Source organism: Marinigracilibium pacificum (assembly GCF_012926615.1).
Lineage (GTDB): Bacteria > Bacteroidota > Bacteroidia > Cytophagales > Cyclobacteriaceae > Mangrovivirga > Mangrovivirga pacifica.
In genome coordinates, this window is the sequence record NZ_JABBNU010000003.1 from 67,702 (window position 1) to 83,313 (window position 15,612).

General features: G+C 33.5%; 15 protein-coding genes. 10 read left to right on the top strand and 5 right to left on the bottom strand.

The annotated features are described in order from the left end of the window. Positions 1-2: 2 nt before the first annotated feature. Positions 3-458: a YybH family protein gene (locus tag HH304_RS05110; RefSeq protein WP_169678628.1), complete on the top strand. Its 456-nt coding sequence runs from the start codon at positions 3-5 to the stop codon at positions 456-458. A 63-nt stretch (positions 459-521) separates the two neighbouring features. Here the strand turns inward: HH304_RS05110 and HH304_RS05115 are convergent, their stop codons facing one another. The 5 genes from HH304_RS05115 to katG form a co-directional block, all read right to left on the bottom strand. Then, positions 522-2,102 (bottom strand): PorP/SprF family type IX secretion system membrane protein, encoded by a 1,581-nt coding sequence (locus tag HH304_RS05115; protein WP_169678630.1) that lies wholly within the window; start codon positions 2,100-2,102, stop codon positions 522-524. After that, positions 2,099-4,864 carry a M43 family zinc metalloprotease gene (locus HH304_RS05120; protein ID WP_169678631.1) on the bottom strand — a complete coding sequence of 922 codons (2,766 nt, stop codon included), beginning with the start codon at positions 4,862-4,864 and terminating at the stop codon, positions 2,099-2,101. Before HH304_RS05120 ends, HH304_RS05115 begins: the two co-directional genes overlap by 4 nt. A 26-nt stretch (positions 4,865-4,890) precedes the next feature. After that, positions 4,891-5,712 (bottom strand): energy transducer TonB, encoded by an 822-nt coding sequence (locus tag HH304_RS05125; protein WP_169678634.1) that lies wholly within the window; start codon positions 5,710-5,712, stop codon positions 4,891-4,893. Continuing rightward, on the bottom strand, positions 5,702-6,274 hold the full coding sequence (locus tag HH304_RS05130; protein WP_169678636.1) for an RNA polymerase sigma factor: 573 nt from the start codon (positions 6,272-6,274) through the stop codon (positions 5,702-5,704). Before HH304_RS05130 ends, HH304_RS05125 begins: the two co-directional genes overlap by 11 nt. Before the next feature lie 239 nt (positions 6,275-6,513). Continuing rightward, a complete protein-coding gene (katG, locus tag HH304_RS05135) occupies positions 6,514-8,748 on the bottom strand; it encodes a catalase/peroxidase HPI (protein ID WP_169678638.1) in 2,235 nt (744 codons plus the stop codon). Positions 8,749-9,078: 330 nt separating this feature from the next. Between katG and HH304_RS05140 the strand changes: the two genes are divergently transcribed. The 9 genes from HH304_RS05140 to HH304_RS05180 all read left to right on the top strand — a co-directional run bounded on the left by HH304_RS05140 (position 9,079) and on the right by HH304_RS05180 (position 15,600). After that, the gene (locus HH304_RS05140; RefSeq protein WP_169678640.1) at positions 9,079-9,759 is read left to right on the top strand and encodes an NAD-dependent epimerase/dehydratase family protein; all 681 of its coding nucleotides are present in this window, start codon (positions 9,079-9,081) and stop codon (positions 9,757-9,759) included. A 10-nt stretch (positions 9,760-9,769) separates the two neighbouring features. After that, positions 9,770-10,201: a lipocalin family protein gene (locus HH304_RS05145; RefSeq protein WP_169678642.1), complete on the top strand. Its 432-nt coding sequence runs from the start codon at positions 9,770-9,772 to the stop codon at positions 10,199-10,201. A 135-nt stretch (positions 10,202-10,336) separates the two neighbouring features. Continuing rightward, a complete protein-coding gene (locus HH304_RS05150) occupies positions 10,337-11,143 on the top strand; it encodes a carboxylesterase family protein (protein WP_169678644.1) in 807 nt (268 codons plus the stop codon). Continuing rightward, positions 11,136-11,546: a DUF3052 domain-containing protein gene (locus tag HH304_RS05155; RefSeq protein ID WP_169678646.1), complete on the top strand. Its 411-nt coding sequence runs from the start codon at positions 11,136-11,138 to the stop codon at positions 11,544-11,546. Before HH304_RS05150 ends, HH304_RS05155 begins: the two co-directional genes overlap by 8 nt. Before the next feature lie 10 nt (positions 11,547-11,556). Further along, positions 11,557-12,114, top strand: coding sequence for a GNAT family N-acetyltransferase (locus HH304_RS05160; protein WP_169678648.1), 558 nt, complete (start codon positions 11,557-11,559; stop codon positions 12,112-12,114). A gap of 30 nt (positions 12,115-12,144) precedes the next feature. Continuing rightward, positions 12,145-13,677: a glycosyltransferase family 39 protein gene (locus HH304_RS05165; protein ID WP_169678650.1), complete on the top strand. Its 1,533-nt coding sequence runs from the start codon at positions 12,145-12,147 to the stop codon at positions 13,675-13,677. Positions 13,678-13,728: 51 nt separating this feature from the next. Then, positions 13,729-14,121, top strand: a complete 393-nt coding sequence (locus HH304_RS05170) for a nuclear transport factor 2-like protein (protein ID WP_169678652.1) — start codon at positions 13,729-13,731, stop codon at positions 14,119-14,121. 14 nt (positions 14,122-14,135) lie between these two features. Continuing rightward, positions 14,136-15,245: an MBL fold metallo-hydrolase gene (locus HH304_RS05175; protein ID WP_169678653.1), complete on the top strand. Its 1,110-nt coding sequence runs from the start codon at positions 14,136-14,138 to the stop codon at positions 15,243-15,245. Between the two features lie 16 nt (positions 15,246-15,261). Next, positions 15,262-15,600 (top strand): gamma-glutamylcyclotransferase family protein, encoded by a 339-nt coding sequence (locus tag HH304_RS05180; RefSeq protein WP_169678655.1) that lies wholly within the window; start codon positions 15,262-15,264, stop codon positions 15,598-15,600. Positions 15,601-15,612: the final 12 nt, after the last annotated feature.

Consider the following 15,612-nt stretch of genomic DNA (forward strand, 5'->3'; position numbering starts at 1 on the left):
TCATGAAAAGTAAATTTATACTCCTTATTCTGATATTATCTAGTACAGGATTAATAGCCCAGAATAAAAATGAAGAAGTAAAAAATACTATTTATTCAATGATCAACGAGTTAAATAATCTACAATTAGATGACTTTACCTCCTATTTCACTGATGATGCAATAGTATTTTTCCCAAGACCGCCACTACAGGCAAAGAAAGTAATAGGCAGAGAGAATATTAAAAATGAGTTCTCCAAATTCTTTGCATCAGTTAAAAGCAGTAATCCAGATGCCTCTCCCCCCTATTTAAATATTATACCTTTAGATTTTGAAGTGAGAACTAATGGGAATATGGCATTTGCTACATTTCATATCGATATGAATAATGAACTGCATAGAAGAACAGTGATTCTTGAAAAGATTGGCAAAAAATGGAAAGTAGCTCATCTGCATGCATCATTTCACCTAATGGAATAAGACATATAAAAAGGACCCGGATGACTCAAATTCCGGGTCCTTAATGTAATATAACAATCAATTCTAATTTACTTTTTCATTTGTCAATGTAAATTCTACCCTTCTATTAATAGACCTGCTTTTAACATCAACATTATCTATCAGTGGTTTCACTTCACCGTATCCGGTATATTTAATTCTTGTTTCACTGATCCCATTTTCAATTAGGAAATCTGCCACCGCCTTAGCTCTTTTAATGGATAGTTTTTCATTATATGATTCAGAGCCTACATCATCAGTATGTCCTTCTATTACTACATTTAGTGAAGGATCATTTTCCATTATTTTAACTAATTCAAACAAAGTTGACTTATCTTCATCTTGTAAATTTGATTTGTCTGTTTCAAAATTAAAGTTGAAGTACATCTTTTCATCCACAGTGATATTTTCAAAATCACCAGCCTTAGCCTTTCCTTCATTTGGATCAATTATCTTGGAAAGATCAGTTTCATCAATTCCTGTAAATACTTCCATATTTTCTAATGGAGTCAAATCATTAATACTTTCTTCAGTTCCTAAAACATTAGAATCATCTATACCTGATTTATTTTTACTTAATCTCTTCTTTTCACCTTGATTAGATGCTCGTTTCTTTCTTTTTGATTTCCGCTTTTTATTTTTCTTTCTTTTATAACGAGACTTAACTTCAATACCATATTGCAGACCTAACTCAAATGCTCCCCTATTTGCCAATCGATTATTTATTGGGATATCAAAACTAATTCCAGCCGAAAGTGGACCATTATTCCACTGTACTCCCAATAAAGCTCCTTGATTAGATAAATATTTAGAGTGAAGTTCAAGTGTTTGATCTTGCAAATGACTGAAATACCTGTCAAGTTTATATCGAGTCACCATCCCAATATTTAGTATTCCGGTTGCTGCAGAATAGGAATACAAAACTTCGGGATAAAAACTAAAATAATAATTAGAATAAATTTGCAAACCAGCCTCAGCAATAAGAGAAATTGGCACTGGAGATCTTTTACCTGTGAAGCTTTCATTTGGTTTATTTAAATCTAAAATCGAAAGCCCTGCATGAACTAATCGTTCTTTCTTCTTATTGGTTGAAACATAATACACACCACTTGAAACTGAAACGTACTCGTTTTTCAACCCACCTAACTCTTCTCCAGAATAAATACCAGGATCAAAACCAGAACCGGGCACATATTGATTCCCTGTCAATAGGTTATCCATATTAACCTTCATCATGGTATAATTTAACCTGGTACCCCAGCTTAACACTTTATATTTCCCAACACTAAAATTAAAAGCATAACTACCTCCAAAAGTAATCTTCTCAAGCATACCATTTCCACCCGTTTTATCTTGACCTAAAGTAATACCAATGGCAGACCACCTATCTCCTCTATTTGGTTTTATAAAAGGATATTTAGCAGACATTAAAAAGTTAGTAAGCTTAATACCTGGTTGGCTTCTTTGATTTCTATAAATCAATCCTGCAGTGGCATAGTCATCTAAAGATATTGTTGCAGGATTGACCTGCTGATAACCGTAATCATACAGAGAATATTGATATTGCTGCCCTGAAATAAACAGCAGATTCAATGGTAATACTAATATGATCAATAAAATCCTCATCTGATTAAATGTATAGTTCCGGTTTCCTTACCATTAAGAAGAATAGGGTCATTATTAATATAGCTACCCGATACTCGCCAAAAATATATTCCACTTGGTTGTTCCTTGCCTTTCCAACTTCCATCCCATCCTGCACTGGTTATATATGAAGGATTATTTGTTTCATATACAATGCTACCTGTGCGATTATAGATAGTAAACTGAAAATCTTTAATCCCTTCAAGATCAAATATTTTTAACCTTTCATTCTGCCCATCTCCATTTGGTGAAAATAGTTCCGGGATATGAGCAGAGGTAAGAATAAAAACCATTACTTGAGCAGTATCCGCACAGCCAATACTATCTTTTCCTGTCACAGTATAAAGAATAGATTCATCGGGAGAAGTAATAGGCGAAGCAACATTAGGATTACTTAACCATGTTGGTGGTTCCCACATATAAGTTAATGCACCAGTTGCTCTCAACTGCCTTCGTTCACCCCGGCTAATTTGAATATACCTCTCATCCACATTTACTTCCGGAATACTTGGAATCACATTCATTGAATCTAGAAACTTACAACCATTTTCATCAACAACTGTGACAAAAACAGTATCCAGCCCTTCAACAATATAAGACTCCGGATTTTGATGGCCTATGTAACCTTTTAGGAATGAATCCCATCTCAAGGTATCAATGTTATCTAAATTTACGCTCAACATAATTTCTTCATCAAGACAGGCGTAAACATCCGGTTCAAGAAGGTCTAGCAATTCCAGGTTTACTTCTTTGAAATCAAAATTGTTTTCATAGAGTAATTCGGCGTAACCAGAAGGAGGATAAACAGTGTTAAAACTGTAAACATTTTCATCTGGCGGCGGAAATATGAGAGGAATACTTCCTTCTCCGGTATCATTGAATACTACATGTAATTCATCACTATTTATATTTCTGGTGATTTTTAAATTAAATGTTGCACTATCAAATCCATAAACAATATCAGGTAACTCTAAAGTTTGAATCAACTTTGCATCAGCATCCTTGGTAGGGTTTCCTGTGTAAAATGATACTGGAGTTCCAATATTAACTGTGTCATATCCTTCATTATATACTTTTAATTGAACCTCCATACTATCAGTATCCAGACACTTGATTTCTTCTATAACAGGAATTCCATCTATTGTAGGATCAACTACAGGTAAAACAAAGGGACCCAGTTCATCGACACAACTTTCACCAAATGCTTTTAGAGATATTTGATAATTTCCAGGTTCTTCAAAAAGGTAAATCAGAATCGAAGTTATATCTGTTTTAAAGACTGGTAAATTAGGCTCTCCGTTTATACTTGTATGCTTTACTGTCCATTCAAATCCTTTAATTGCACCCAAAGAGTTATTATTGAATGTAACGGGCTCGGTAAACCTCGAAATTGGCAATTTTGATGCTATATATCTAATATTTGGCCAAAAACGGGCATCAACCTGACATATTGCCCGGATAATTGCAGAGTGTGAAGAAAAACAGGTCTCTTCATCATTCCATGCCTTTAGGTAAACCCTATATTTGCCTACCTGATCAAACTTATAACTAAAAATACTATCAGTTGACAATGGTAGTCCCTCTGGAGTATACCCCAATTCCATTGCAGTCGAATAAGTTGGCTCATCATCTCCAAGAAATTCTACATACCATTCGAGATTGGAAAAGTCATCTCCCAGAGATGTAAATTCAACAGAATCACCTGATAAAGGCATCCAGGGATCATGATCAAATCTAACATATTCAAAAGAATCACATGGCCTATTACAAGTAATCGGATTACCATCACTCTCCATAAAAAGGCTTGTTCTATAGTTTTCAAGAACAAAATGCATTCTTTCGCTTTGTCCGGCAGTAAAATCTGTACCACAACTAGAATAATCCATGAAATTAGAAGTCATATCCGGAACATCCTGATAAAAATTCCCATTACTAAAATTTGAAAGGGTATCTGTGCTACAAGAATTTTCTTCACAGTCACCTAACACGGAATTATCTGGTGGAGTATCACAAACCATATCTCCATCTACAAGACAATTATTATTAGTACATCCTCCGTCAAAAGTGTGTAATAAACCGAGGTAATGACCAACCTCATGAATCAAAACAGGTCCATCTATTATATCTACCACCACCCCGTCAGAATAATCAGACAAGCTAATTTCTTGTTGAGGTACTGTTGCAAATCCAGCTAATGGATACCTCTTCCACCAAGTTCTTCCTGAATAGAACCTTAAAGCTTCAGAATAAATTTCATTTACAATCCAAATATTTAAATAATGTCTGGGATCCCACTGTTGAATCGTTTTTAGCTTTGATGATTCTAAATCATAATCAAACCTGCTGTATCTAGAACGCCTTCTTGTAATTCCATTTGTATTAGAACCATCTGGAGCAGTTTTAGCTAAACAAAACCTTATATTTGTATCAACACCATTCTCCGTATAAAAATTTCCTGAATTAGCAAAACCATAGTTGAGCTCATTTATTAATTTCTCGATTTGTTCATCAGTTCTAATTGGATCGTTTTCAATTAAATGAACAACAACCGGAATTGTATAGACAACATCTTGGTTTCTCTGAATGGCATTTGATTGCTTCCATAGCTTAAAATCATTAGCAATTTTTTCCCTTTCTCTTCTTGTAAGCTCTATAGGAGAACAGGAGTTCATACTAACTTGTGACTTTAGCTCTCCTGAAATAATCAGGATAAGAAAACAATATAAAATTGATCTTAAATTCATGTTGATTTGATTGCAAATTTTGGCTATTACTTCTCTATAGTAAATGTAAATGGTATTCTTACTTCACTCTTAACTGGTTGACTATCCTTCATTGCAGGAATCCATTTTGGCATATTTTTTATTAAACGAATTGCTTCATCATCAAATACTTCACCCAAGGATTCCACCACGATAATATTCGATATAGTACTATCAGTATTAATAGAAAACTGAATTTTCACTAGCCCTTCAATACTATCCTTCAATGCCAAAGGAGGATAAACAAGGTTTTGGTCAAAATACCGTTTAAGTTCGTGATTTCCATATAAAGGCTTTGCATTGGTATACACTGATTCAGCCTTTTTATCCTCCTGCTTAGGAATACTTTTAATTGGCACTGTTTTTTGTGATTTTGGAGAATCAAAATCACTGCTCTTTACTCGTGTTGTAACCTTTTTAGAATTAAAGTTTAGTTTGTTTTCAGGTATTCCTTCACCTGATGAATCTAATTCTATATTTATTTTATCTTCAGTATTACTATAATGATTTTTTACAATTACAGTGTCTCTATTCCCTTCACTGCCTTCTAATAATTTTTCATTTAATGAATCAATCTCCATAAGTGGTCCTTTATTTAAATTTTCCGAAAGCTCCACTTCTGTTTTACTCCCAAAATATAAAACACCAGAAATTATCAAAGTTATAATCCCGATGATAATAGAAAATCTAATTGACAATCTCCTTGTTATGCTATTATCAAGCACATGATTACGATAATTGTCTACTACAGAATCAAAATCCATTTTTGATTCAATCTCCCGGTCAGAGATCTTATACTCTGTGTCTTTTATATCTATTTTAGATCTCATAACCGATAATATTTTTAAGTTTCTTAATAGCTCTGTACATTCTCATTTTTACCTTTCCCTCATCACACCCTAACACTTCTGCCATCTCCTTAAACTTTAATTCATCAAAAAACCTCAATTCAATTATCTGAAGATCCTTTGATTTTATTTTCTTCAATGCATTCTTAAGATCTTGCATTCTATCTGATGACTCAAGATTAAACTCTTCCTTTAAAATTGAGGTCATACTTTCATCAATGACCAGGTATTTCACTTTTCCAGTTTTCCTAAAATATTCAGCGCACTCATTTAGTGCTATCCGGTATAGCCAGAAATAAATTGACTTGCCTTTGTAATCAAATTTTTGAATTCCTTTTAGAGCTTTAAAAAACACATTTGATAATAATTCACCAGTGATATCAGGATCCCTTGTTTTATTAATTACCATTCTGAACAAAGGCTTATAATATTTCTTATAGATCGGTTCGAACTTTTGAGGGTTTTTCTTTGCCTCCTCAATTATCAATTCTTCCGATTGAGAATCTATAAGTTGATTAGAATATTTAATTAAGTCTTCGGTCAATTTTTAAATGCTTTTATTTTTATAAATGGAGAGAAGAGAAAAAAGTAACAAAAAATTAAAAATAATTCTCAATTGATAAATTTTAAAAAAATAAATCTAAGGACTAAAATTAATTTAGACAATTAATTTAATCATGTTTAAGTGAGCATCAGGGTTTGAAAATATCAAATAAAAAAGGTGATCCGAAGATCACCTTTATAGCACATACTATACCGACCTAATTGCCGGCTGAATTTATTTTAAATATCAAACCTATCCAGATTCATTACCTTATTCCAAGCGGCAACAAAATCTTTAACAAACTTATCTTGAGAATCCGAGCAAGCATAAACTTCAGCTATAGCTCTTAACTCTGAATTTGAACCGAATATCATATCTGCACGGGTACCTGACCATTTTATCTCTCCTGATTTTCGGTCACTTCCTGAAAATACTTTTTCTGCTTCCGAAGTAGCTTTCCAGGCTGTATTATTGTCTAACAGATTTACAAAGAAATCGTTAGTCAACGACTCTGGCTTATCAGTGAAAACACCATGCTTTGATCCATCATAATTGGCATTTAGCACTCTCATTCCACCAATAAGAACTGTCATTTCTGGTGCTGTCAGACTTAACAATTGTGCCTTATCAACCAACATTTCTTCAGCTGAAACCCCAATATTGTCTTTTATATAATTTCTGAAACCATCAGCTTTAGGCTCAAGAGCCTCAAATGCTTCAACATCTGTTTGTTCTGCTGAGGCATCCATTCTACCAGGTGTAAATGGTACTGATATATTTTTTCCAGCATTTTTAGCAGCTTTTTCAACACCGGCACATCCTGCAAGAACAATCAAATCTGCCAGTGAAACTCTTTTATCACTTGATTGTGCATCGTTATATTCCTTTTGAATGTCTTCAAGTGTAGCCAGAACTTTTGATAATTGACCTGGGTTATTCACTTCCCAGTTTTTTTGTGGTTCCAGTCTAATTCTAGCTCCATTTGCCCCTCCTCGTTTATCTGAATTTCTATATGTAGAGGCACTGGCCCATGCAGTAGATACTAACTCTGAGACAGACAATCCGGAATCTAAAACTTTCTCTTTAAGATAAGCCACATCTTTATCATCGATCAATTTATGATCAGCAGCAGGAATTGGATCCATCCAAATTAGCTCTTCATCAGGAACTTCAGATCCAAGATATCTAGTAATTGGTCCCATATCTCTATGCGTTAATTTATACCATGCCCTGGCAAAAGCATCTGCTAACTCCTCAGGATTTTCGTAGAAGTGTCTCGAAATTTTCTCATACTCAGGGTCAAACCTCAATGAAAGGTCAGTGGTAAGCATAAATGGTGCATGCATCTTACCTTTAATATGAGCATCAGGGACTGTTCCTTCGCCGGCTCCATCTTTGGGCTTCCACTGGTAGGCTCCGGCAGGACTTTTGGTTAATTCCCATTCATATTCAAATAGATTTTCAAAATAATTATTACTCCACTTGGTTGGTGTCTTTGTCCATGCTCCTTCAAGCCCACTGGTAATCGTATTTTCAGCATTACCACTACCAAATGTATTGTTCCATCCAAATCCTTGTTCAGCCATTGTGGCTCCAGCAGGTTCCGGACCAACATACTCTTCGGGATTTGCAGCTCCATGAGTTTTTCCAAATGTATGACCTCCTGCTATTAGCGCTACAGTCTCATAATCGTTCATTGCCATACGACCGAATGTTTCCCTGATATCTTTTGCTGCTGCAACAGGGTCAGGTTTACCATTTGGCCCCTCAGGATTTACGTAGATAAGACCCATTTGAACTGCTGCAAGTGGATTTTCTAAATCACGGTCACCAGTATATCTCTTATCACCCAGCCATTCTCCTTCAGGTCCCCAGTAAACATCATCTTCAGGCTCCCAAACATCTTCACGACCACCGCCAAAACCAAAAGTTTTAAAACCCATTGATTCTAATGCACAGTTACCTGCCAGAATCATCAAATCTGCCCAAGATATCTTCTTTCCGTATTTTTGCTTTATAGGCCATAATAATCTTCTTGCTTTATCCAGGTTTGCGTTATCTGGCCAACTATTTAAAGGCGCAAATCGCTGAGTACCCGATCCTGCTCCTCCTCTACCATCTCCTATTCGATAAGTTCCTGCGCTATGCCAGGCCATCCGAATAAAAAATGGGCCGTAATGACCATAATCTGCTGGCCACCAATCCTGAGAATCTGTCATTAAATCATACAAATCCTTTTTAATCTCTTTAAGATCAAGTTTATTAAATTCTTCTGCGTAGTCAAAATCTTCTTCCATTGGATCCGACAATGATGAATGTTGTCGGAGTATATGCAGGTTTAGTTGATTAGGCCACCAGTCCCGATTATGCATACCAGCCCCGGCAGACTGATTCATCTGACCTCCTAAAAACGGACATTTACTAGCCTCATTAATATTATATGAAGCAGAACCTCCATTACTTTTATTTTCCATATCTATAGTTTTAAGTTGTTGTCTTCTAATTTAATGAAAATTAGCTTATAATTTTCATCAATATTTTCTATTGGGATATAGATAAAATCTATAAACTATCAAGGTGAATTATCTTCATTTAATTTAATGAAAGATCCTTCAAAAATTAAATTCTAAAGGCCATTTATATTATCTAAATTAATTCTAAAGAAGCTGATAAATAACAAGTTAAATATTTTACATCAAGCTTATATTTATGTAATAATTGATTAACAAAAAACACTAAATACATAATCAATTGTCCGACTAAAAACCATTGTCTTATCATACCTTATAATTATCTTTCCGAATATGAAAGTTATTATAACAGGTGCTTCAGGTATGGTTGGAAAAGGTGTATTACTTGAATGTATCGAGGATGAAGATATTGATAAAATACTCTTGATTGGAAGATCCGTAATTGAGATAAACCATCCAAAAGTGGAATACCTTATCCATAAAGATTTCAATGATTTTTCATCTCTTACAGATAAAATAGCTGGTTACGATGCCTGTTTTATGTGCATGGGCATTAGCGCCGCAGGTTTAACCGAAGAAGAGTATACTGAGATCACGTATAATTATACCCTTTCATTAACAACTACTTTATTCAAACTGAATCCGCAGATGACTATTACCTATGTATCCGGTCAAGGCACTGATTCAACAGAAAAAGGCAGAGTGATGTGGGCCAGAGTAAAAGGTAAAACTGAAAATACATTGCTAAACATTGGGTTTAAAGGTGCTTACATGTATCGTCCAGGTGCAATAATTCCTCTAAAGGGGATTAAGTCACGAACTAAAATGTATCAGTTTATGTATGATTATTTTTTGTGGTTGATAAAAATCATTAAAAAGATGTCTCCCAACTCTATTGTTAATACCACTCAAATGGGTAAATCAATGATTTATATTGCCAAGACTGGTTATTCAGAGAAAATTTTAAACCCGGTAGATATTATTAAAACATCAGAACTATACGACAACCAATAAAAATTAAACCTTGTTTACTAAAATACTTTCAACCCTTACAATCTTCTTCTTGATAATTTCATTTCAAACGAAGAATCAAATAATTGGAGAATGGAAACTTGCCTCATATGATGCTATAGATAAAATTCGAGAAACTCCAGCATATATTTTTGGAGATGAGGCTGCCAAAGAAATGATAGAGAAACAATTTTCTTTAATGTTAAATGATGGCAAGTATGTGTTCACCGCTAAGACATTAAACTACACTGATATTGAAAAAGGCAACATCGTAACCAGAACAGCGCTTTGGAAATTGGATAATAATACTCTGACAATTCAAGAAACTGAAAGAAACTACAAAAGAGAGGCTTTTATAAAGAAAATAACATCTGATTCACTTATACTTGTCCCTGTTATTGATGGAATTGTTGGTGATTCGAAAATGACTTTTATAAGGGAATAATTACCTCTCGAAATTTATCTTGCTATTATTCTGCCATATATATTAAATAATAACCGCTTATTGACAGTGCTATTTTATTTAATTCCGAATATAATTAAGTTGATCTGATCATAATTACCAACAGTATCAGAATTGATGAGCAGGTTATACCAGACCTTATGTTTTTTCATTTTATTTATCAGTTGTAATAGCCTCCCAACCGAAGAACCATCCTATCAAAAAATCACTAAAAACAATAAATTTGATGGCTATTGGTTAAAACTTCCATTAGGATTTAACAACGAAAAACAATGGCCAGTAATTATTTTTCTTCAAGGAGGACATGGCTTTAGTCCAAATCCTGAAAATTCAAAAAATGATGGCCCTATAAAATTTTCAAATGCTGACATTAAAGAGTCTTTAAAAATAGTAGCCGACTCTTTTATTATTGTAAACCCGCATATGAAAATAGGGCCTATTGAAAAAAGTCATTGGCAACAATATCCTGAAGAAATTTCTAACCTTATAAATCATATTGTCAAAGAGTATAATGGTGATAGCCAAAGAATTTATATTACCGGGTTAAGTAAGGGAGGTCATGGTTCATGGGAGCTAGCTAAAAAACTACCAGGTGTATTTGCCGCAATAATACCTATATCAGGAAGAATATACTGTGAAAATAATTGCGTTGAAATTTCTAAAATACCGATTTGGATCATTCATAATCAAAAAGATGAGGTAGCTGATTATTCATATTCAAAAAACAAAGTAGCTAAGCTGGAAGAACAAAACAATATTTCCTTTTTGAGAAAATCGAATTGCAAATTAAATACTAAGGAAATCCAGTCTGATTACATTTTCACTTCCTATCCTAAAAATGGACATGATGCATGGAACGAATCTTATGCTTCAAAAGATCTTTATATGTGGTTATTAAACAAAAAGTCTGATAATAATGACTAACTCAAACCAAAATATAACTCCATTAATAAAAAAGCTGGGAATAAAGAAAGATTTTTTAATCAGTATAATAAATCCCCCATCAAACTATAACCATCTGATATCCATACCTTCTGAATATGTCAAATATGTATCTGATATTTCCGTTAGAAAGAATTTTATTCATATATTTTGTCAGGAAAAAAATGAATTAGAAATTCTTATAAAAGATATTAAATCGGAGCTAAAACCTGAAGGGTACTTATGGATTTCTTGGCCTAAAAAATCTTCAAAGGTAAAAACAGATCTTGACGGAAATATTGTAAGAAATATGGGCCTTGAAATAGGCCTTGTAGACATTAAAGTATGCTCGATTAATAATATTTGGTCAGCTTTAAAATTTGTAATTCCTATAAAAGACAGATAATACTGCAACTATGTCACAAAAATTAAAATTCCCGGCTTTAACCACCAAGAGGTTAACTTTAAGTGAGCTTAAAGCAGAAGACATACCTGAAATCGTTAATCTTGCTAATAATAAAAATATAGAAGAATATACACTAAATATCCCACACCCATACAATGAAAAGGATGCGATTCGTTGGTTAAATATAGCTTTTCAAGGTTATATGGCAGGAACAGAAGTGATTTTCAGGATTGGAGATATTAATTCTGGTGATTTTATGGGAGGAATAGGATTAAAAATAAATAAGAGTTTCAACCATGCAGAATTGGGATATTGGATTGGAGAAAAATATTGGGGAAAAGGATATATATCTGAAGCAATAAAAGCAACTCTAGATTACGGGTTTAATGAACTCCAACTTCATAAAATATTTGCACATTATATCGTGGGAAATGAAGCATCAGGAAGGGTGATGGAAAAAAATGGAATGATTAAGGAAGCTGAATTAAAGGATCATATCATTAAGAATGGAAAATACATTTCAATGGTACAATATCGATTGACTATCGATGAATTCAAAGCATTATAAACTTACCATCCACAAGAAATTTCAACGAAAATGAAAAGACCACTAATCTTAGGATTATTTGTAGCAGCAAAGTTTATACTTCAGTTTTTTGCTATACACCCGGTTTATGAATTACATAGAGATGAATACTTGCATCTAAATCAAGCGGATCATCTTGCCTGGGGTTATCTTTCCGTCCCCCCAGTAACATCATGGATTTCATTGATTATCAAATTCCTTGGAAATGGAGAGTTTTGGGTAAAATTCTTTCCGGCACTTTTCGGGGCATTGACCTTATTTGTTGTTTGGAAAATTATTGAAACATTAAAAGGTAATCTCTTTGCCTTGATCCTGGGAGCAACTGGTATACTTTTCTCTGTATTGATGAGATTAAACACCTTATTTCAACCTAATTCACTTGAATATTTACTTTGGACTACCACTTTCTACTTTCTAATTAAATATATTCAGACAGAAAAAAACAAATTGTTATATCTAACAGCTATTACCATGGCTTTTGGATTTTTAAACAAGTACAACATCGTTTTCTTACTTCTTGGATTAATTCCGGCAATCATTTTAACAAAGAGATCAATTTTTAAAAACAAACATCTTTATCTTTCAATACTTGTTGCTTTAATAATCATTTCACCAAACCTATGGTGGCAATATGACAACTCATTTCCGGTATTTATACACCTGGAACAATTATCAAGACTTCAATTGGCTAATGTTAGTCTATCAGGTTTTATCTCAGAACAAATACTTTTCTTTTTCGGCTCCATATTTGTCATTATTGCTGCATTTATTGGATTCATAAAATATGAACCTTTCAAAAAATTCCGTTTTGTTCCATTGACATTTATCTTTTCAATGGGGCTATTTATTTACAATAGTGCAAAGGGGTATTACACTATCGGACTCTACCCTGTTTTAATTGCTTATGGATCAGTTTATTTAGGACACCTTTTATCTGCCTCAAAATTTAAGATATTAAAGCCTGCATTAGTATGCTTATCCATCTTAATAACACTACCTATCTTATATTATGCTCTTCCGTTTTATAGACCTGAGACAATAATAAATAATTCAGCTAAATATGAAGAATTAGGTCTTCTAAGATGGGAAGATGGCAAAAATCATCACCTTCCTCAAGATTATGCTGATATGCTAGGATGGAAGGAACTTGCTCATGAGGTTGATTCGGCATGGAGCTATATAAATGATCCTGATAATACAATGGTCTTATGTGACAATTACGGTCAGGCTGGAGCTGTTAATTATTACTCTAAATTTGATATAGATGCTGTAACCTTTAATGCTGACTATCTCAATTGGTTCGACCTGACCTCCCCTGTTAAAAATGTGATCCTTGTAAAATTCAAAGATGATAAAGATCCTAACAGAGAAAGAGAAAGAAATTTCTTTGACGAAGTATTTTTATCAGGGAAAATCAACAATGAAATGGCCAGAGAATACAATACTTCTATTTGGGTATTAAAAGGGGCTAAAATTGATGTGAATTCAATTCTACAAGAAGAATTAGATGAAGAAAAGGAAGAAATAAAATATTCAATGAACTAAAATTCAGCTTTTTTCATTACAACTATTTTGATGGTTGATCGTATTTAGGTTATGATTTCTAATGAAGAAAAATTGGCTAAAATCAATCAATACATTGAAGCATATAACAATTACAATGTTAATGGTATGCTTCAACCACTTGATAATCACATAAGTTTTGCTAACATAACAAACGATTATATCACACTTACGACACAAGGTAAACCGGACTTTGAGATTCAGGCAATCAAAGCCCTTGACCTATTTAAAAACAGAAACCAAAAAATAGAGTCAATTACTTTTAATGATGAATCAGTTATTGTAGATATTTCCTATACAGCGATTGTCAACTACGAAATTCCTTATGAATTAAATATCGGAGAAAAAGTCTCAATCAAAGGGAAATCTATTTTTACTTTTAAAGATGATAAAATCATAGACATTCGTGATGTCATCAATTCTTAATACCCATTTTTTCAATGAAATTATTAAAAAACATTTTTAAGGCAGTAGGTCTTATTTTAATTCTGGTTACTCTTGGCACCACTATATTTTTATATACTTCACCCCAGTTCGGACAAATTCCTGAGGGAAAAGACCTCGAAAGAATAGAATTATCACCTAATTATTTGAATGGAATTTTTGTCAATCTTATAAAAACTGAAGTAGGCTCATTTAAAAAGATGATTAAAACATTGCCAGATTTCTTTAATGGAAAAAATGGAGAGCCTAAAACTAAAATTCCAGTTAAATTTGGTAATTCTAAAGCTATTGCGACAGACACTTCTACTCATATTACCTGGTATGGACATTCGGCATTTTTAATAGAAATTGAAGGAAAACGAATTCTAATTGACCCAATGCTTGGAGAAACTGCCGCTCCGGTTTCTTTTGGGGCAAGTAGATTTCCATATCAAAAGCCCATTCCAATTGAAGAGTTAACAAATATTGATGCAATAATCATCTCTCATGATCACTATGACCATCTCGACTATCCTACAATTGAAAAATTAAAAAAACATACAGCACATTTCTTTACAGCTCTAGGAGTTGGATCTCATTTAAAAAGTTGGGGAATACCGCAAGAAAAAATCACAGAACTTGATTGGTGGGAGTCAATTAAATATAAAGAATTAAACCTTGTATCATGCCCGGCAAGGCACTTTTCAGGCAGAGGAATTACAGATCGAAATAAAACTCAGTGGGCAAGCTGGATTATAACAGGAAATAATAGTAATTTATATTTTAGTGGAGACGGTGGTTACGGTCCTCATTTTAAGGAGATTGGTGAAAAATATGGACCTTTTGATCTGGCAATGATGGAATGCGGACAATACAATAAAGCATGGGGACAAATCCATATGATGCCTGAAGAAAGTGTTCAGGCTGGCATAGATGTTAAAGGAAAAATATTAATGCCCATTCACTGGGGTGCATTTAAGCTTGCAGTACATGAATGGACTGAACCAATTGTCCGGTTTAAAGCTGAGGCAGAAACTCAAAATGTAAGTATAGTCCACCCATATATTGGTGAGCAATTTACTCCTGGTCAGGATAGTCCTCAAAAAGAATGGTGGAACATTGAATAGAAACTCAATTGATCATATGAATAAATTATTTACATATGGCACTCTTCAAAATGAAAAAATTCAATTAGAACTATTCCACAGGGTTCTTACAGGTAAAAATGATACTCTGGATGGTTATGAACTATCTACTCTAAGTCAGGTTATAGAAGAAGAAGGAGTTCAAACAGAAATCTCATATCCTGTTATATTTAAATCAACAAATCCAAACTCAAAAATCAGAGGTGCTGTAATCGAACTTACAGATGATGAATTAAAAGTAGCTGATGATTATGAAGGAGATGATTATAAACGCATAGCAGTATTTTTAGCGTCAGGTACAAGTGCCTATACTTATATCCAAAATAAAAAGGCATAATTATTGAGGAAT

Coding starts and splice junctions, on each gene's coding strand:
- HH304_RS05110 (WP_169678628.1), top strand. CDS start 3: ATGAAAAGTAAATTTATACTCCTTATTCTGATATTATCTAGTACAGGA.
- HH304_RS05115 (WP_169678630.1), bottom strand. CDS start 2,102: ATGAGGATTTTATTGATCATATTAGTATTACCATTGAATCTGCTGTTT.
- HH304_RS05120 (WP_169678631.1), bottom strand. CDS start 4,864: ATGAATTTAAGATCAATTTTATATTGTTTTCTTATCCTGATTATTTCA.
- HH304_RS05125 (WP_169678634.1), bottom strand. CDS start 5,712: ATGAGATCTAAAATAGATATAAAAGACACAGAGTATAAGATCTCTGAC.
- katG (WP_169678638.1), bottom strand. CDS start 8,748: ATGGAAAATAAAAGTAATGGAGGTTCTGCTTCATATAATATTAATGAG.
- HH304_RS05140 (WP_169678640.1), top strand. CDS start 9,079: ATGAAAGTTATTATAACAGGTGCTTCAGGTATGGTTGGAAAAGGTGTA.
- HH304_RS05150 (WP_169678644.1), top strand. CDS start 10,337: ATGAGCAGGTTATACCAGACCTTATGTTTTTTCATTTTATTTATCAGT.
- HH304_RS05155 (WP_169678646.1), top strand. CDS start 11,136: ATGACTAACTCAAACCAAAATATAACTCCATTAATAAAAAAGCTGGGA.
- HH304_RS05160 (WP_169678648.1), top strand. CDS start 11,557: ATGTCACAAAAATTAAAATTCCCGGCTTTAACCACCAAGAGGTTAACT.
- HH304_RS05165 (WP_169678650.1), top strand. CDS start 12,145: ATGAAAAGACCACTAATCTTAGGATTATTTGTAGCAGCAAAGTTTATA.
- HH304_RS05170 (WP_169678652.1), top strand. CDS start 13,729: ATGATTTCTAATGAAGAAAAATTGGCTAAAATCAATCAATACATTGAA.
- HH304_RS05175 (WP_169678653.1), top strand. CDS start 14,136: ATGAAATTATTAAAAAACATTTTTAAGGCAGTAGGTCTTATTTTAATT.
- HH304_RS05180 (WP_169678655.1), top strand. CDS start 15,262: ATGAATAAATTATTTACATATGGCACTCTTCAAAATGAAAAAATTCAA.